The organism is uncultured Shewanella sp. (assembly GCF_947497935.1).
Lineage (GTDB): Bacteria > Pseudomonadota > Gammaproteobacteria > Enterobacterales > Shewanellaceae > Shewanella.
The window spans coordinates 25,895-44,966 of record NZ_CANMIO010000016.1 but is presented as its reverse complement, the minus strand read 5'-3'; the positions used below and the strand labels follow the sequence as shown (position 1 = coordinate 44,966).

Sequence of the window (19,072 nt, the reverse complement as noted above, 5' to 3'; positions counted from 1 at the left end):
ATGAAAAGTTGGAAACTTAAAGCAGTCGCAAGCGTACTGTTTTGTTTCGGCGCAATAGGTAACGCTAGTGCTGCTGGTGATAAGTACAATAGCATCCCAGAAATGGGTGCATCTGCTAAGAATGCAATTGCAAACTATGCTGGTACACAAGAAAGAACAGGTGTTAAGTCACTACACGATTATATTGTTCAAGAAGATGAGTTATTTGATTTCTTATTTCAAAACCATCCAATGTTCAAATATCAAGAAGAAGGTAACTTAATTGGTGATTACCATATCAGTGACCGTGGTGAAGAATATTTAGATACCGGCGGAAGCCAGGCATACAGCAAGCGTGTTGGTCGTCCAAGTGCAGTTCAGTACCGTCTAGGTGCTAAATCAACATTGGATTTCCCAAACAACTTCGTAGGTCCAGAGAAGTGTGCTGAATGTCACGCGACTCAATATGAGAAATGGCAACGTTCGCGTCACGCTAACGTAGTACGTTTCCCAAGTGAAATTACAGATAAAGAAGTACCAAACGGCGACTTAAATGCACCACTATACGGCAGCGAAGCGTCTATGCTTCCAGACGGTGTTCGTGCTAACGACGTTTACGCAATCATCGGTACACCACGTACTAAATACGGTTTCCTAGATTCATGGTTAGTACGCGGTACTTACCACGTTCGTGACGGTCTACTATCTGAAGGTACCGGTAAAATGGTAGCGGGTGGTAACCAGTTCTCACGTGGTTGGGCTGAATGGTTAACGCCAGAAATGGCTAAGAAAATTAATAAAGCAATCCCTGAGTTCCCAGTAACACTTGAAGAATTTGGTGATACAGGTTCGCACAAGTGGGGTATGACTTCATACGGTGCTAAGTACGAAAAAGAGATGCTATTCCAACCAGGTAGCTCTTACTGTGAAATGTGCCATACCTACAAGTTTGACTTCCAAAACCAGCAAGAGTTCTTCGATGCACTTGGCGACGCTAAGAAGCTTCAAGAGCACACTATCTCTAAGGGTATTGCTTGTGAAGAGTGTCATGGCGCAGGTGGTCACTTAGATGGTGGTACTGGCGGCATGCAGTCTAACTGTGAACGTTGTCACCAGCGTTTCTTCTTCGTTGACGCACTAGCTGATACAGAACAAGCACAAGAGAAAATGGAATACGCATTCGGCGTATACATGAAGTCTGCTTGTCCATCTTGTGGTACTGAAGGCTCGCAAATGTTTGCTTCTTCTCACTACGAGAAAGGCATGCGTTGTACAACTTGTCACGATCCACACGAAGTAACAGATGGTGACTTCCTATCTGGTTTCTCTTCTCCAAAGCTGAAGAAAGACTGTGTTGACTGTCACGAAGCGCAAGCAACGATTGCTGACAACACTGACACCCACAGCAACCAAACTTGTCAAAGCTGTCACATGCCTAACATGGGTAGCTGTGAGAACTTCGCTGCAATCCAGTTCCCAGACAACGCAGGTTTTGACGCGGTACGTCGTACTCACATGTGGAAGATTGATATCGACCCAGAGCGTAAGACACTTAACCCACCAGAAGGTCAGCCACGTGATTCAAGCGTGAAAGGCTGGACTGTTGCTAAGAACGAAGAAGGTCACAACTACTTAGACTTAATGTGGACTTGTGCTCGTACCGCTATTTCTGACAAAGACGTAGTGGATAACAAGGGTTGTCATAGCCCATTCCAGTCTGAGCTAGAAACTGGCCTACATTACGATGACCAACTAGAGATCTACGGCGAAGTAATGAAGATGCAAACGCCTGTTAAGGACGTTTACGCCAAAGTTGAACAAGCTCTTGAGCGCATCGATACGCTACTAGAAGTGACTAAGTTGTCTACTGCAGACAAGACTGAAGTGCTAATGCTAGCTGAGAAAGCACAAGAAGCAATTGATCTAATTAAGAAAGATGGTTCATGGGGTGTGCATGGCTTCCGTTACAGCCAGAAGCGTCTAGACGCAGCACTGACTTATGTTACCCAAGCTCAAAACATTCTTGATGGTGTTGGTTACAGCGCTAAAAACATGTAATTGAGTTTATACCGACCTCAACCTAAGGCGACTTAGGTTGAGGTAACAAAGAGAGAAACTATGAATAGAGTACTGGGAAGTGTCGTTTTCACCGTCTTGTTATCAATGCTATCAGCGGGCAGTTATGCCGGTGGTGGTCAAGAGATGGGCCCGGCTAAATATTATGATGAGCCGTTACAAACAATCACCATGATGGAAGCACAAACCTTAGTGGGCAAAGAGGGAGTTTACTTCTTTGATGTCAACACATTGGAATTATGGGCAGAAGGATTCATTCCAGGCGCTGTTTATTTCAACGTAAAAAATTGGAAAGACTTGCTGCCAAAAAACAAAGACGCACTCATGGTTTTCTACTGTGCAAACCGTCTTTGTAATGCCAGCGAAATTGCTGCTCGACATGTGATGAAACTGGGTTACACCCAAGTGCTTCAGATGCCAGATGGAATATATGGCTGGCGTTTAGCTAATCGAGTAACAGAAAAGCCATAACGGATTATGTTTATTTATTTTTAGTGAGATTGAATGTATGAAAAAGCTTAAAAAAAGTGTCTTGGCCGTTGTGTCTTGTCTAACCCTATCAGTATCTGTGTCGTGTTTTGCTAATAGCGATTTGACTACTGACGTTGAAAAAGAGTCGTACAGCATAGGCGCGTCTTTTGGTCACCATATCTCTAGTCAGGTATATGGCCAATCTCAGTTAGGCGCAGAAGTGGATATGGGGCAAGTGGTAAACGGTTTACTCGATGCTTTGAAAGATGAGACAAAAATGTCTAAAGAGGAAATCGTCACTTACCTAAATCAGCGCGCTGAAACGCTAAATGCAGCGAAGCAGGTCAAGTTAGATGAGCTAACTGCTAAGAACGTAGCAGCCGGTGAAGCTTTCATGGTTGAAAATGCTAAGAACAGCGATGTTAAGCAAACTGAATCAGGTCTGCAATACGAAGTGATCACCATGGGTGACGGCGCCATGCCACAAGGCAATGACGTAGTTACCGTGCACTACAAAGGCACCTTGATTGATGGCACTGAGTTTGACAGCACTTATGACCGCGACGAACCAAACCGTTTCTCTTTAGTTACCGTTATTGAAGGCTGGCAAGAAGCGCTTGCTCTTATGCCTCAAGGGTCAAAATTTAAATTAACAATTCCACCTGCACTCGCTTACGGCGACCGTGTTGTTGGCATGATCCAACCGCATTCGACTTTGGTATTCGAAGTTGAACTAGTCAAAGTTGAAGCGCCAGGTGAAGGTGCTCACGGCATGGGACTAAGTGGCATGGGTATGGGTGGAATGATGGGCGGCTCTATGGGCGCCAATCCACACAAATAAATTTGATATTAATTATTGATATAGAGCCAAGATGAACATAGTACTTATTAGTATCTCAATTATTTTATTCTGTTCGACAGCGTTCCTTTTTTGTCACCACCTAAGGTATGACAAAAAGCTGACTGAACTTGAATCAGAAGTTGGGCACTTCTTTGGCTCTAATATTAGCATCGACACCAATGATGCTAAGCAAAACAATAATTATTACTTTGGAACCATTGGCTTCTTTCTTATTAGTGTTTCGGTTTTACTTTATTCAACAATCGGTAGTTATCAGCATTTGGACTCAGCTCAGGTTGATTACAACATTGATTATTTGCTGGTTGCCGATATTAACAAAGGCCAGAAACTCGCTGAAGAAAACCCCGGTGATCCACTAGTGCTATTAGGGCTAGCCCAGTCGTATATCGACGGTGGCTTATACAATGACGCGCTAGGAACCTTAGACCAACTACTGACGATAGACGCTAACAACACCCAAGCTTTAGGGCTTAAAGCCACATCTATGTACTACCGCGATGACCGCGTTATTAGCATGGAGACTTCTTTAGTGATTGCGAGGGCGCTAACTCTGCATCATGAAGAATTAAATACCCGCTTATTAATGGCCAATGATGCTTACCTAAATGGTGATTATCAAAAGGCGATAGATAACTGGAATATTGTTTTAAGCAATAAAGTGCAAGTGTTTAATCGTGATGCAATTCAATTCGCCATTGAAAAGTCCAAAGGCAAATTAACGCAAGTTAAATCTTAGTGAGTCAAAAATCTAAATAAACGTACTAGCAAAAATATTAAATAAAAAATTACGTGTCGGTTTTAAACCGATAATCGGAGGATGCTGTGAGTGAAAATCTAGAGAGACGGAGGTTCCTTAAAGGTCTAGGAGCCAGCTCTTTGATATTGGCACCGCTTGGGTGTAGCTCAGTCAAAGACAAGGAAGATACCAACAAGCCGCATTATGTAATGGTTTTCGACCAAAATAAATGTGTTGGTTGTGGTGAGTGTAAGGATGCCTGTAATAAGGCTAACCACTTACCAGAAGGTAAATCTCGCCTGCTAATGGAAGAGCAATCGAGCGCCGTTGAAGGTCAGCCTTGTCCACACTGTGGCAAAACCAATGACTGTGGTTGTCAGCGTAAGTTCGTACGTGTTTCATGTCAGCAGTGTAAAAACGCTCCTTGCGTAACAGTTTGCCCAACCGGCGCTGCACATCGCGACGAGAAGACAGGCATTGTGACCATGGACGCGGCGAAATGTGCTGGCTGTAAGTACTGTATTGGTGCTTGCCCATATGACGCACGTTTCATCAACAAAGAAACTGACGTTGCCGATAACTGTGACTTCTGCCTAAACAGCAAGCTTGCCATTGGTGAGTTACCAGCTTGTGTGCAGCAGTGCCGTTACGACGCACTAATCTTTGGCGATGCAAACGATCCAACTTCCTATGTGAGTAAGCTATTAGCAGTGAAGGACTCGGTGCGTATTAAGCCGGGCTTCGGAACTGAACCTAGCTTGCGCTACATTCCAATTGTGAAGCTAGGAGTATAGTCATGGACGGTAATATTGAATTTACAATGGGCCTTTCACAAGGCATCGCGTGGCCTTGGCCAATTGCGGTTTACCTGTTCTTTGCTGGTATTTCTGGTGGTGCACTATCTGTAGCCCTGTTCATTCGTTTCTACAAAAAACAAACTGAAAACACACCTTTTTTAAAGGCTGCGTCTTTAGTGTCGTTGGTAACGATTGCACTGGGTATGATCTGTCTGGTTTTAGACTTAACTAATCCGCTGTTCTTCTGGCGTATTTTGGTGTTCTACAACCTAAACTCAGTGATGTCAGTGGGTGTTATTGCGCTATCAGCATACATTCCATTAGTTGCACTAGTCACCTTGTTCGCAATGGAAGAAGAGATCAAAGCCTACAAGCCTTTGAATTTCTTACTGCCAATTATCGATAAGTTACGCGGTATTCGCGCACCATCTGAAAAGCTAGTGTTAGTACTTGCTATGTCAGTGTGTGCTTACACCGGCTTCTTGATCTCAGCCTTGATCCGCTTCCCAATCATCAATACCTCGGTATTGCCTGCATTGTTTGTTGCGTCAGGTCTATCTGCGGGTGCCGCTGCTGCGAAAATGGTCGCAGTATCGGTATTCAAAGAAGACATACACAGCAAAGATATGCACACATTACATGGCTTTGAATGGCCAGTAATGGCAGCCGAAGCTCTGTTCCTATTCATGATTATCATGTCTTTGGCTACAGGTAATGAAGGTGCACAAGCTGCATTCGCTGGTTTCCATACCGGCGTGTGGGCAAACGTGTTCTGGATTGGTGTTGTGGGTATCGGTTTTGTGGGTCCATTACTGCTTAATTTCGCCACAGGTAAAGCGTTTAGCCATTCGGCTAAAGCGTTCTACATGTCAGGTATGTGTGCGGTAGTCGGCATGATGTGCTTGCGTATGTTTGTGATTTACGCCGGCCAGTTAAATGCCATCTAGTCGAGTGAATTGGAGAGCCGAATAAGTTTCCCCGACTTAACAGGCTAACCGATTTAATTGACGAAAGTGAGTAGCGAGTTTGCGGTCACTGACTCTTCAGTGCACTTGAGCTTAGCCTTTAGTGGTTAGCTTAGCGCGAGAGTGAGTGGCCAAAGGCTCAATACAAATAATGTTAGTCGCAGTGGGGTTGTAAACAAACAGCAGGTCTTTGAGCGCTTTCCCTATGGGTGCTTAGTGATCTGCTTGCCTTTACATCTAAGCCACAAGTTAGACTGACTGTGAGTAAGCTAGCCCTTCAATGTCGTCCCTGCAAGGCTACAGAAGGGCTAGTCTGAAAACATACTGGAACTTGGAGAGAAAATGAAAAAGTTAATCTGTTTGTTATTCCTTTTACCTTTGCTCAGCGCTTGTAGCGAAAGCAGTGCAGATGTCACTCAATATACGGCTGAAGCCATCCATGAGCATGACCGTTGTCACTTGTGCGGCATGATGATCACCAAGTATCCAGGGCCTAAGGGCCAAGTTCACCTTAAAGGGCAAACTGTGGTGCCAAAGTTCTGCTCGACCCGAGACATGTTTAACTTCGCTCTGCAGAGCGAGAACAAGCGTCAAATTGAAGCGCTATTTGTTCATGACGTAGGTGCAACGGATTGGGAACACCCGAAAGACGACGCCTTCACCGATGCTAAAACCGCTTGGTATGTTTACGGCACCATTAAGAAGGCGGTGATGGGCCCTGCGGTAGCGAGCTTTAAGAGCCAAGATGATGCGGTTGCATTCGCGAAAGAGTTTGGCGGCGCCGTTCTGCCATATGAAAAGATTGATATCGCCTTGTTAGCTGGTGAGTAATGGCTCACTGCCATTACAAGCAAATAAAGTCCGGTAAGTGATCGCCAGTGAGTGGGCACTTACCAAACTAATGAATCTATTTATGAAAAAAGTCACCTCTGCTCAAGTGCTAGGACTATTTTACAAGGCAGCGAAACAAGTCTGCCTGAGTGCTTGCCTATCTCTACTCTTAAGCCCCATTAGTTTCGCGGCCACTTATTCGGTGGTGAGTACTGAAAGCCTTAAGCAGCAGCTGTTAAGTGTCGTCGCGGGTGACACCATAGTGTTAAGCGCTGGCGAATATCGCGGCCACTTTGAGATCCACCAAGCCATCAGCTTAATCGGTGAGAAGGGCGCGATTATTGATGCGAAGGGACGTGGCAGTGCCGTCAGTATCTTTAGCTCAGATGTGACCCTTTCCAATCTTGTTATCCAAAACTGGGGCGGCGATCTGTATGAACTTAACGCGGGTATATTAATTAAAGAGCAAGCACAGCGAGTTCGTGTTGAATCAAGCCAGCTGCAAGGTGATGGCTTTGGTATTTACGCCGAAAATACCAGTCATATTACTGTTGTTAATAATGTAATAGCCGGTAATCCAGCCCTGTATAAGCTCGATAGAGGTGATGGGGTTTACCTTAAAGGCGTCGATGTTTCGGTCATCCACGACAACGCCATCTCAGATGTTAGAGACGGCGTCTACTTAGAAACCAGTACTAACAGCTTAGTGTTCGATAACCGTTTTCACTCGGCGCAGTATGGCATTCACTACATGTACACCAAGCATGATGAAGCCTATGGCAATCAGGTTGATAACGTTGATGGTGGCTACGCCATTATGAGTTCAGAATTCGTTAATCTGCATCAAAACCAAGCCTCAAACACCTTAGACTTTGGCATTTTGCTCAACATCAGTAACCAATGCATCGTCAGTAATAACCGTATGTCGTTAGGTCATAACCCCCAAGGTACAGCCGAGCTCGGCAACGAGGGTAAGGGCATCTTTATCTATGGCGCTCGCGATAATGAGGTGACCCATAACCTGTTCTCCGACAATGATATCGGCATCTATATGGCCATGGGCGGCGAGAAGAATAAGGTTTACGGCAACCAGTTTGTTAATAACAAGACCCAGGTGAAATACGTTGGTGACACGCTGTTAGAGTGGAGTTATGAAGGCAGAGGCAATTACTGGAGCGGCTACATGGGCTGGGATACCAACCATGATGGCATCGCCGATAAAGCATACCGCCCTAACGACAGCCTAGATAAGCTTTTTTGGCTCTATCCCGAGGCGCGCTTTTTAATGAACAGCCCAGTGGTTGCACTGCTGCGTTGGGTGCAAGGACAGTTCGAGTTTGGCCCTGCAACGGGCATTGTCGACAGCTTCCCCATACTCGCCCCTTCAGTGCAAAGCCTTTCCCTACAAAGCTCTACATTACTCAGTTTAGATGATGAGCACCTACCGAATGAGGCTGGAATGCAATGAGTACTGCTACGCCAAACAACAGGTTTGATGATGGCTCTAAAATTGAGAAACAGATGCAAAAACTGTCTATAAAAGAACCGCCAATACAGCTAATCGATGTGAGCCTTAACTATCATAATTTTACTGCGTTAGATAATGTCAGTTTTGAGGTTAATGCCGGGCAGACCATGGCATTGTTGGGCCACAATGGTGCCGGAAAATCTAGTCTGATTAAAGTCATTCTAGGCTTGATTTCCCCAACAGCCGGCGTGGCAAAAGTCATGGGGCAATGTGCCACATCAGGTAAAGGTAAGCACGAAATTAATTTAGGTTACCTGCCAGAAGATGTCAGTTTTTACGACAAACTCACAGGGCTTGAAGTGCTCAGCTATTTTGCCGCGCTCAAGGGCGTAAGTAAGCAGCGTATAGCGTCGCTCATTGAAGAGTTTGGCCTCGAATATGCTCAGCACCGCCAGCTAAAAAACTACTCAAAAGGCATGAAGCAGCGCCTTGGAGTTGCGCAAGCGATTCTATCTGAACCTAAAATCTTACTGCTAGATGAACCTACCGTGGGACTCGACCCGCAGGCGTCGCAGTTTCTATACGGCAAGATAAATCAGCTAAAGCAGGCAGGCTGCGCCGTGGTGATCTCGACCCATGAGTTGTCGTTAGTCGAGTCACACTTAGATACCGCGTTGATCATGGCTAAAGGCAAGTGTCGAGCGTTAGGCACATGCGCACAGCTTAGCAGCAACAGTGGTTTAAAACTCAGTATTAACTTCCAAGATCTTAATGAAAGAGTCAAGACTAACGCCTATCTGCAGCAGTTTTATCAAGATGATTTGTTGCGTTTTAGCCATCAGCACAAAGCCGACATCGTTAAGCACTTAGTCACCCAATGCCAAATATTCGATTTCGAAATAAAAGAGCCAAGACTCGAAGACATTTACCACGATTTAATGGGGCAATCTTTACGCTCCGCAGCAGAGCAGACATAACATGTATATTAATAAACTAACATCGCCCGTGTTGATTATTGCCTATAAAGAGATCTGCGATAGTTCACGTAACCGCTGGCTCACTTTTATGGGTAGCCTGTTTTTATTGCTGTCATTGAGTGTCAGCTTTGCAGGCAGTGCCGTAACCGGTAGTTTGTATCTGCCAGAGCTCAACAGCTTGATGAGTAGCTTATCGACCATTTCGGTATTCATCATTCCTCTCGCGGCTATTTTACTGTGTTACGACAGCTTTGTTGGCGAAGATGAGTCAGGCACCTTGTTACTGCTGCTGTCTTACCCCTTAACGCGGATGCAAATATTATTGGGTAAGTTACTCGGCCATGTGACTGTGATGTTTGTTGCCACGGGAGCCGCCTTTGGCTTGACGGCAGTACTGCTCATGCTGTTGGGTGATCATTACCATAAAGGTCAGTTAATCAGTGCTTTTGTGCAGTTTGTGATAAGCAGTAACCTGTTAGCGCTAACCTTTATTTTGATCAGCTATATTGTCAGCCTCAAAAGCACCGAGAAAGCCAAGGCGATAGGTGGTTTACTACTGATTTGGTTTCTGTTTGTGCTCATCTATGACCTGTTACTGCTGACTATTTTGGTGTCAGATTTCTCGTTTGCTAATCAATATGTCATTAACGCCTTGATCGCCATGAGCCCGACAGACCTCTACCGCGCTATTAATTTAGTTGCCATCGATGGCAGCAGTGCCAGCGGCAGTTTAGGCATGCTTGCAAACTCAGATTGGGGCTTATCGGCAATGTATGCATTGCTCTTGTTGTGGATCGTGTCGCTGACTGGGATCTCTCACCAGCTCTTTAAGCATAAGCCGCTTTAGCGGCATTGAACGTTCGGTAAAAGCTGAGAAAAGTGATTACAAAAAGCTATTACTAAAGAGGTAATATCATTAAGGTCTAAATTTGTGAACATTAGCGACAATTGGCTTACTTACCTAGACCATTATGAGCCAAAAATCACATTCTACTTAATTACTTAGCTGTAGAATTTGCAAGGTCGATAAATTTGTAAATATCAATTACGTATAATTAGGTAGTAGAGGTTAATTGTGTTGAAAATTACTCCGTATTTGGAGTTGGATACGGAAGCCAACCAGTTAGTTGACCATGTCAGTGGAAAAAAAATCAGTTTGACCTTTTCTGAGTCTGCTGTATTACATCGTCTTTTACTGTCATCAAACCCTGTGTGCTCAAAAGAAGAGTTACTTAGCGCAGGTTGGCCCGATCGTGTGGTGGCGGTGACATCCTTAACTCAATGTATTAGTACCTTGCGTAAAAAGCTCGATGGCTATCGAGAAATTCAGTTAAAGACCATCGCTCGCCGTGGTTATCAGCTACATATTTCGACTCAGTCCCATGTGAAAATGTTGGCGGTAAATGACGCTGAGTCGATGAAGGCTGCATTTTTCGATGTGTCTCTATTGGTCAAAATTTCAGGCATTGTTATTGCTATTCTCCTACTGGTAATGGCCTGGTATTTCAGTGACTACCACAAGGTACATCAGAATCTTGCACGTTGGAGCAGCGATGAGCAATTTGAGCTGAAGGTTGGCGGCTTAAAAGGCAGTGCGCAGTTGCTTTATAAAGATGATGCGCCGCATCTGCATCCATTTATGTGGGAGAAACATCTACTCCCCGATACCAGTTTCTTAACTTGCCATGAAGATTTTAATGCCTTTGCGGCCACCGATGGTGAAAACTATTCGATAGCGCTATGTCCAGGGAATGATAAAGAGCAGTGTGCGGGTAAGGGCTTAATTAACTTGACCTCGGTGGACTCTGAGCCTGCAGAGCTTAATCTGCAGGAGTTTGTCGACTTGTCGAGCGCGATGGAGCAACGCATACGTTACAACCGAGTGATGCTGCCTGAAAGTACTGGCACAGGTGGCGCGCTACTTGAGCATAACTATCAAGCCGATGTGTATTTCCCGGTTAAAGATGAGCTGCTTATTCGCGCCGACATCAATATGTCGCTCATCTATGACTCTTCAGATACCGGTGAATTTCACTCTTCGACCTGTATCACCGACCAAGACTGTCTAACCACACCGATTAAGTACAAGATCCGCGGTAAGTTTAAGCAATACTCGGGCATGATCGGTGGCCTTGAGGCGGATATTTTCCAGGTTAAAGTCGAGCAGAAGGATTTGATTAAACCGGATAAATTGAATGATTCGGCGGTGCGTTTTTATCGAGATTTACGCAAGCGCGATATTAAGGATAAAGAGGTGTATTTCATCCGAATTCATCAGGATCATAAGACGGCAGTTTGGATTATCCCGCTGTTTGGTCAAGTGACGGCTTGGTACCATTATGAGAGATTCGATATCTAAGTCGATATTAGTGCTCATATCGAGCTGAGCTGGTTGGTTAGACTGTGTCTAACAGTTAGCATCATGGGACAGAGTCCCACTTTGAAAGCCCACGGTTATGTGGGCTTTTTTGTGCCCTTAGCTTGGGTATTGCTTTGTGGTTTGAGCTATTCAGGCTACGCCTGACTCGCGTTTTACAGTGAAAGGCAATCAAGCTGCGCTTGACCTATAAGTTAGACTGCGTCTAACAATCAACGTCGTGGCGCTTCGCCCCTATTCTTTTGTAAAGAGTCGAGCCAAGGGGGAAAGCGCTTGTCCCCCTTAGCGAACCCCCTGCGCCCCAGACAAAGTTACATGCATTAGATACGGGCCTCATGCTCCAATAAAAATAGCCTAACGACTCAGATGGGACATCTGATGTGAATGGATTCACAAATGCCGTGATGGCATGGATGCCATAGAACGGCCTGCCCCCCGAGCCTGAACCATCATCCATGATGGTTCCACGGCATTTTCATTTCCGTATTTTGGCAACTTCGATGGGGAATGGTATTACCTGTGATAAAGCGGGAGATTTAATTTTGTATTTTCTATTTGGTTTTGAAAAAAAGTTAGGTGGTTAATTTAATGAATTTGTAATCAGGCTATTGTGTTTTGTTTTGTTTTGTTTTGTTTTGTTTTGTTTTGTTTTGTTTTGTTATAGGTTATTTGTCTGAATAAAAAATGATCAAGGAATGATTGTAATGTTTAATAAGTTTTTATTGTTGACTTTAATATTTATATGTTTATCTATTAAAGCAGATGAAGCCTTTTTTTGTAAGGAGTGTACATCTCTCGAAAATGCTAAAGATATAGCAAAATTGAAGTATGCGCCAAAGTTACAATGTAACTCCACTGACCCTATCTCTCCACCGACACCAGATAACTCTACCTGTGGTTCGATAGCTCGAAATATTATTTTAGTTAATCCTACCACAAAAGACGTTTACTCTTTTCGCGTAGGCCATAGTAATCAAGCGCCTTTTTATCCAGCGATGGCTTGGAGTCGAGATTTATCAGCTCAAGATGTTTCAGGATATGCGATGGTTGCTGAATACTTGTCTACTTATAAAAATGGAATTCAAATAGCAACGAGTAATGCTAACCTCTCAAAATCAAGTATTAGTTTTAGTAGCTCCGGTTCAGATACTGCAACATGCCCAACAGATACAGCATTAAGCACTTTGGTGGATCCTAATGCTAGGAAAAGTGGGGTCAGAGTAAGATAGTTATTCTGTGCTAATTCAGTACACAGAACCTACAGAAAACACCCATTCCCCATCGGAGCTGCCGAAGTACGCTGGAAACTCTTTATAAACCAGAGTCGTGTGATATTGACATGGATGGCGGTGTAGCAGGGATCTGTGCCCCCCCATATCTCCCAACTTTGATTCGCATTTTCTTGTGCTGCGGAGTACTCTTCTCTCCCACTATCTATTTGTTTTCTTATTATATTCAATCGCCAAGGATGTTGTATGGCCCAGTTTGATAAGTATGTTGCTATCGTTGTTGATCCCCAATCCCCAGAGAGTATTACCTGTGCACTTGCCGAGTATCGTCAGCGAATAAGCGATGGTTCGGCCTTTCGCTTAACCATGAACCTGCTGCTCAATGTGCAGTTTGTAGCGCCTACTGGCAGCACTCTGACCTTAGAAGATACCGGCGAGAACCGCGCTTTGGTCGAGCAAGCGCTGAATACTTGCCGTTTTGACGAGAAACACGCTTTTATCACTGAGCCGGTACTATTCGGTGCTGCGTTAAACTTTCCAGATCTCATGCCTGCGGTGGTTGAAACTGTCGAGGCTTTGGTGGCATTTTCTCGCAGCCGTAACGATTCTAACGATCTTTGGCTAGATGATCACAACGCTTTTGGTATCGAAGCCTTGTATATGCTGGTTGAGACCGATGCCAGTTATAGCCCTATGCTAGCGCGTTTCCTTGTGCCTTACTGGGATACGCAGGCTATGACGGCACCGCTTTGCTTGCTCAGTGGCTTAGTCGGTAAGCTTGGCTGGACTCGTGATTTGATCAAGGCTTACGTTTGGTGCGATGGCGCAGAAGTACGCCGCTACTTTTTTGAAGAAGATGATGCGGTGCAAGCAGACTTGCTATCGCACCTACAATCCCAGCCTGACGATTACAACTATTTTAAAACTGAGCTTTTATCACGGCTGCAAGCGAGCCCGGTTTTGATGCTTGCTGATGAGCCTAGCTCTTTGAGCCAGATGTTGTTTGAGTATTACGGCAGCATGGGCGCTTGGCCAGTGGGAGCTGAGCGCTGGGAGTTTGAAGATGAGCAAGAGCAGTGGCAAGACAAGGTAAAGCAGCAATTAATCTGTGGCGCTAAAGTTGAAGATGAAATCATCACTTTAGCGGCAACACTGACTGAAACTCGCACTGAATCTGACTTTTTGGCAGTAGCTGAAGCGCAGCGCAGTGGCATTGAAAACGCTTATCAAGCCTGGATGCAACCTACAGAGGTTGAAATTGAGGCTGATACACAAGCTTCCTCAGCAGTTGAACCAAAGCCCGCTGTTGAACCAGAGCCAGAAGTTAACGCCATCCAGTGGGATGAAAAAACGGCTCGCTCATTCTTTAGCTGCTTAAATCCAAGAACAGATTTAATCAGCCAAGAGCGTTTACAGCGCCTCAGTGATGAGCTTGGCCATCGTGACGGCCAAGAGATTGTTGAAGTGCTGCCTTATATGCCATTGCACCTTGGTAGTAGCGCTTATTTAGCACTGCGACTTAACAATCAGCCTAGCGCCGTAGAGCGCGATGCCATTGAGCAATGGTTAGAGCAGCACTTGAGTAAGTTGCTCACTGATTTTGTGCTCAAGTATTGCGATGTACCTGAAGAGGCTAACGAGGCGCTGCGTCAGTGGCTTTGTTGTTTAGAGCCTGATGCTGAATATTGTGCTGCAGCAGATATTGACGCGCAAATGATAGCGCTTGTGCGCGCGAACATGGCAAAAGACGGCGGTAAGTCAGGGCCTGAAATCAGCGCCAAACAAGCAGCTTATTGGACCTTGTTTACCCATGATGCTGGTCAGCGCTGCATGTTAACCACCTTGTTATTACAAAGTGCTGGCAAGCTTGAGCTATCGAGTCATATTGCGATGCTAGCCAAAAGACATTGGCAATTGTGGTTGGCAATTGCGCCGCAGCGGGTGATAAATCGCGTCGTTAAATTTAAAGCTGATTACGGGCTGTATGCGGCGATTAATGATCAAGATGTCGAGACCGCTTTATTCGATTTGTTACAGCAATACGGTGTAACAGATGCCATGCTAGAAGCCTTTACTTTGATGGCAGATCAACAAGTTGCCGATTATCGTCCGGCTGATGCGCGTTTTGCCCAGCGTTACGCTGCCAAAGTTGAGCAATATGCTACAGTCGATAGCACTGACACCAGCATGATTGGACGGCAGCAACTTAAGCAATTCGAGGCTTTATTGCGAGAGCTTGAGTATTGCCGTGAAGATCAAGTCTTGGAGTTTTTACAGCATGTAAAAGCGCGTAATCCACAGGTCTCGCTGCCGATCATGCCGATGTTTGAGCAAGCTTTACTTAATACCTTGAAAGAAGGTTTTGAAGAGGATAGCGCGCAAACCTTGTATGACAAACTCATGGCTTACCTAGCAAGTGGCGAAGGCTTAGAGACCTTGAGTCCGCAGGCGTTAAAAATGCCAAAATTGCAGGGCTGGAACCCGTATCCTATGTACCGAGGTAAACTCGGCCCTGCTGATTTTATCTGGATGTTACCCATTGAAATGGCTGAGCGCTTAGCACTGTTTTTAGCGCAATTAGGTAAGCGCGGCTTGCATTGGTTGGGTCGAAGCTCAGTCGAGAACGCCTATGTGGCTAGTCGTATGCAAGTGGGTGAGATCAGCATGGCCGAGCGTTGGAGTCATTCAGAGGTGGGTAATGAGCGTCACGGCGACAGTGATATGGGCGATGCGCTGGATATTGCTAAGCAAAGCTGGGCACTAAATTGGCTCGATAACGCTGGCGTGCCAGAGGCTTCACTGGTGTACTTTGCTGTGCATGAGGGTTATGAGCAACAAGCGTTTGTACGCAGACTCGCGACTGAAAACCGCCTGCCTGATATGCAGGACTGGCTCACGGCAGATGAACGTGTCGAGTTACTCGAGATGCTCCAAGATGCTGAGTCATTGCCTGACGCGACTACGCAGAGCTTTTTGCAAGATTGTTCTAGTACAGTGAAACAACTGGCAAATAAGTTATTTGGTAACCGTGGTTAATCGTTGATAGTTCTGAATGGTTTTATGGCAGCACGTTTGAAAACAAAGCTGTCATAAAGCCATCCATTTGTCATTACTGTTCATGAGTTAGATAACCCTGAGCTACAACACTGCCAAACCAAACCAAACCAAACCAAACCAAACCAAACCAAACCAAACCAAACCAAACCAAACCAAACCCCCTCACAATAGTTTTAAGCATGATTTAGATGCTAATAATCCATGGAACTCACTTCCCCAAATAATGCGTTAAAACATGTTTTAACGTCTTTAGTGCTCGACTATGTGTCTAGGCGAGTATCTATTGACTATGGTGTTGCAACACACCGAGATGAATCCAGTTCTTTATGATTACGACTGCGCTAGCCCTTATGCCGCCTAAGCTAGCGAGATTCACTTAACCATACTTGCTTGGTTTTTAATCGCTCTTTTGTAAGTTTTTGGCGCTTTAAAGAAAATTAAAGTCCCATTTTTATATCTAAAAAGATCTCTTTGTAACTATTTATCTGTTTGTTTTTTAATGTAAATACCGTTTTTACATCTAATCGCTTCTAATGCTTTTTTTAGTGTGCTGTAGCGCAAATTTTTACTGTTTTTTATATGGAAAATAGCCCTTGCTCAGTTGTCTAGCTCAATCGGTGAACGGTTAGTTTTAAAAATGTGGGCTTTAAAAAGCCCGCAAAAAAACAGTGAAAAAATAAAATAATGATAAGTAGGAGTGAATGATGAGACGGTGGAAACACAAGGTAGCATTAAGCGTGCTGTTTTGTTTTGGTGCCATTGCCAATGCGAACGCTGCTGGAAAATATGACAGCATCCCTCAGATGGGTAAAACCGCTAAAGGGGCTATTTCTGAATACAACGGTATGCAACAAGTTAACGGCGTGAAAACGCTGCAAGACTATATCGTTCAAGAAGAAGAGTTATTCGATTATTTATTTGAGAACCATCCAGTATTTAAATACCAGCAGTCTGGCAATCTGATTGGTGATTACCATATCAGTGACCGTGGTGAAGAGTATTTAGATACCGGCCACAGCCCTAACTACAGTGAGCGCGTTGGTGCGCCTCGCGCAGTTCAGTACCGTTTAGGTGCTAAATCAATTTTAGATTATCCAAACAATTTCGTTGGTCCAGAAAAGTGTGCTGAATGTCATGCGACTCAATATGAGAAATGGCAGCGTTCGCGTCACGCTAAAACAATTCGTTTCCCAGGTGAACACCCTGAAGTGGATAACGACATTGAAAAGACCATGTACAACACTAAAGACACGTCTATTTTGCCAGACGGTATTACGCCAGACATGATCTATGCAACTGTTGGTACGCCTCGTACTAAATACGGTTTCATCGATGCGTGGCTAGTGCGTGGTACTTACCACATCAGAGACGGGTTATTACGCGACGGTACCGGTAAAATGGTAGCGGGTGCTAACCAGTTCTCTCGTGGTTGGGCTGAATGGTTAACGCCAGAAATGTCTAAGAAAATTAACGATGTTATCCCAGAATTCCCAACAACCTTAGCGGGTTTCGGTGGTTCAGGTTCGCACCAGCAAGGTATGAGCTCATACGGTGCTAAGTACGAAAAAGAGATGTTGTTCCAACCTGCAAGTTCTTACTGTGAAGTTTGTCATACGTTCAAGTTTGACTTCCAAAACAAGCAAGAGTTCTTCGATGCGTTAGGTGATCCTAAGAAGCTACAAGAGCACACGATTTCTCGTGGTATCGCTTGTGAAGAGTGTCATGGCGCGGGCGGTCACTTAGATGGCGGTACTGGCGGTATGCAGTCTAACTGTGAACGTTGTCACCAACGCTTCCAGTACGACCCAACACTTGCTGACACGCCTCAAGCACAAGAAAAGCGTGAATACGCCTTCGGTGTGAAGATGAAGTCACTATGTCCATCATGTGGTACTGAAGGTTCACAGATGTATAACTCTGTGCACTACGAGAAGGGCATGCGTTGTACTACATGTCACGATCCACACGAAGTGACTGATGGTGATTGGCAGTCTGGTTTCACTACGCCAAAGCTGAAGAAAGACTGTAAAGACTGTCACGAAGCACAGACTTTGATTGCTGAAAACTCAGATACACACAACAAGCAAACTTGTCAAAGCTGTCACATGCCTAACATGGGTAGCTGTGAAAACTTCAAGGCACTGCAGTTCCCTGACCAAGCTGGTTTTGACGCAGTACGTAAGTCTCACATGTGGAAGATCCAGGTTGATCCAACACTGAAGACGCTTAACCCTCCAGAAGGTGAGCCACGTACTCAAGGTCCTAAGGCTGGTAAAGGTTGGACTGTTGCTAAGAACGAAGAAGGTCGTAACTACTTAGACTTAATGTGGTCTTGTGCTCGTACCTCGATCTCTGACCACGACGTGGTTGAGAACAAAGGTTGTCACAGCCAGTTCCAGTCTGAGCTTGAGAAAGGCCTGCATTACGAAGACCAGTTAGAAATTTATGGTGAAGTGCAGAAGATGCAAACACCTGTTAAGGAAGTCTTCACTAAGGTTGAGCAAGCTCTTGTACGCATCGACCAGCTATTAGAAGTGACTAAGCTGTCTACTGAAGACAAGACTCAAGTACTAATGCTAGCTGAGAAAGCACAAGAGACTGTTGATCTAATCAAGAAAGACGGTTCTTGGGGTGTGCATGGCTTCCGTTATAGCCAGAAGCGTCTAGATGCAGCGCTAACTTATGTTACGCAAGCACAAAACATTCTAGATGGAACAGGTTACGCAGCTAAATAAGCCGCCTAACTAGTTAACCGCCTCGGCATGCATTGCACAGCAATAATTGCCGAGGCAATAAAGAGAAAAGATGATGAAAAAAGCACTGGGTCAAATTCTGTTAAGCCTGACGTTAATTGCAAGTTCAACCAGCTGTCTAGCAGGCGGTGGTTCTGAGATGGCACCTGCTCATCGTTATGAGCATCAGCTTACGACTATCAGCATGATGGAAGCTGAGTCTTTAGTCGGCAAGGAAGGGGTTTATTTCTTTGATGTGAATACGCTTGAACTTTGGGCTGAAGGTTTCATTCCAGGTGCTATTTACTTCAACGTTAAAGATTGGAAGAAGTTACTGCCAGCTAAGAAAGATGCAGTAATGGTGTTTTATTGCGCTAACCGCTTATGTAATGCCAGCGAAATCGCAGCACATGAAGCGTTAAAGATGGGCTACACCAATGTTCTCCAGATGCCTGATGGAATATACGGATGGCGCTTGTCGAACCGAGTAACAGAAAAACCATAACAGCAGGATG

15 protein-coding genes are annotated in these 19,072 nt (G+C 44.9%); all 15 read left to right on the top strand.

The annotated features are described in order from the left end of the window. The 15 genes from Q1A86_RS16270 to Q1A86_RS16200 all read left to right on the top strand — a co-directional run bounded on the left by Q1A86_RS16270 (position 1) and on the right by Q1A86_RS16200 (position 19,062). Complete coding sequence (locus Q1A86_RS16270; RefSeq protein ID WP_299808668.1) at positions 1–2,037, top strand: multiheme c-type cytochrome; 2,037 nt, start codon at positions 1–3, stop codon at positions 2,035–2,037. Positions 2,038–2,097: 60 nt separating this feature from the next. Then, entirely contained in the window at positions 2,098–2,526 is a 429-nt protein-coding gene (locus Q1A86_RS16265) for a rhodanese-like domain-containing protein (RefSeq protein WP_299808665.1), read from the top strand. 37 nt (positions 2,527–2,563) lie between these two features. After that, positions 2,564–3,367 carry an FKBP-type peptidyl-prolyl cis-trans isomerase gene (locus Q1A86_RS16260; RefSeq protein WP_299808662.1) on the top strand — a complete coding sequence of 268 codons (804 nt, stop codon included), beginning with the start codon at positions 2,564–2,566 and terminating at the stop codon, positions 3,365–3,367. A 31-nt stretch (positions 3,368–3,398) separates the two neighbouring features. After that, positions 3,399–4,124 (top strand): tetratricopeptide repeat protein, encoded by a 726-nt coding sequence (locus tag Q1A86_RS16255; RefSeq protein ID WP_299808659.1) that lies wholly within the window; start codon positions 3,399–3,401, stop codon positions 4,122–4,124. An 86-nt stretch (positions 4,125–4,210) separates the two neighbouring features. Further along, the gene (locus Q1A86_RS16250) at positions 4,211–4,918 is read left to right on the top strand and encodes a 4Fe-4S dicluster domain-containing protein (RefSeq protein ID WP_220763414.1); all 708 of its coding nucleotides are present in this window, start codon (positions 4,211–4,213) and stop codon (positions 4,916–4,918) included. Between the two features lie 2 nt (positions 4,919–4,920). After that, positions 4,921–5,868, top strand: a complete 948-nt coding sequence (gene nrfD, locus Q1A86_RS16245) for an NrfD/PsrC family molybdoenzyme membrane anchor subunit (protein WP_299808655.1) — start codon at positions 4,921–4,923, stop codon at positions 5,866–5,868. A gap of 360 nt (positions 5,869–6,228) precedes the next feature. Continuing rightward, on the top strand, positions 6,229–6,717 hold the full coding sequence (locus Q1A86_RS16240) for a nitrous oxide reductase accessory protein NosL (protein WP_299808652.1): 489 nt from the start codon (positions 6,229–6,231) through the stop codon (positions 6,715–6,717). A gap of 82 nt (positions 6,718–6,799) precedes the next feature. After that, complete coding sequence (gene nosD, locus Q1A86_RS16235) at positions 6,800–8,185, top strand: nitrous oxide reductase family maturation protein NosD (protein WP_299808649.1); 1,386 nt, start codon at positions 6,800–6,802, stop codon at positions 8,183–8,185. 53 nt (positions 8,186–8,238) lie between these two features. Next, a complete protein-coding gene (locus Q1A86_RS16230; protein ID WP_299808832.1) occupies positions 8,239–9,162 on the top strand; it encodes an ABC transporter ATP-binding protein in 924 nt (307 codons plus the stop codon). Between the two features lies 1 nt (position 9,163). Next, the gene (locus Q1A86_RS16225; RefSeq protein WP_299808646.1) at positions 9,164–10,009 is read left to right on the top strand and encodes an ABC transporter permease subunit; all 846 of its coding nucleotides are present in this window, start codon (positions 9,164–9,166) and stop codon (positions 10,007–10,009) included. A 228-nt stretch (positions 10,010–10,237) separates the two neighbouring features. After that, on the top strand, positions 10,238–11,521 hold the full coding sequence (locus Q1A86_RS16220) for a winged helix-turn-helix domain-containing protein (RefSeq protein ID WP_299808643.1): 1,284 nt from the start codon (positions 10,238–10,240) through the stop codon (positions 11,519–11,521). A gap of 722 nt (positions 11,522–12,243) precedes the next feature. Then, the gene (locus tag Q1A86_RS16215; protein WP_299808640.1) at positions 12,244–12,768 is read left to right on the top strand and encodes a hypothetical protein; all 525 of its coding nucleotides are present in this window, start codon (positions 12,244–12,246) and stop codon (positions 12,766–12,768) included. 246 nt (positions 12,769–13,014) lie between these two features. Next, complete coding sequence (locus tag Q1A86_RS16210; RefSeq protein ID WP_299808637.1) at positions 13,015–15,804, top strand: hypothetical protein; 2,790 nt, start codon at positions 13,015–13,017, stop codon at positions 15,802–15,804. Positions 15,805–16,529: 725 nt separating this feature from the next. Then, entirely contained in the window at positions 16,530–18,560 is a 2,031-nt protein-coding gene (locus Q1A86_RS16205; protein ID WP_299808634.1) for a multiheme c-type cytochrome, read from the top strand. A 73-nt stretch (positions 18,561–18,633) separates the two neighbouring features. After that, positions 18,634–19,062 carry a rhodanese-like domain-containing protein gene (locus Q1A86_RS16200; protein WP_299808829.1) on the top strand — a complete coding sequence of 143 codons (429 nt, stop codon included), beginning with the start codon at positions 18,634–18,636 and terminating at the stop codon, positions 19,060–19,062. Positions 19,063–19,072 lie beyond the last annotated feature (10 nt).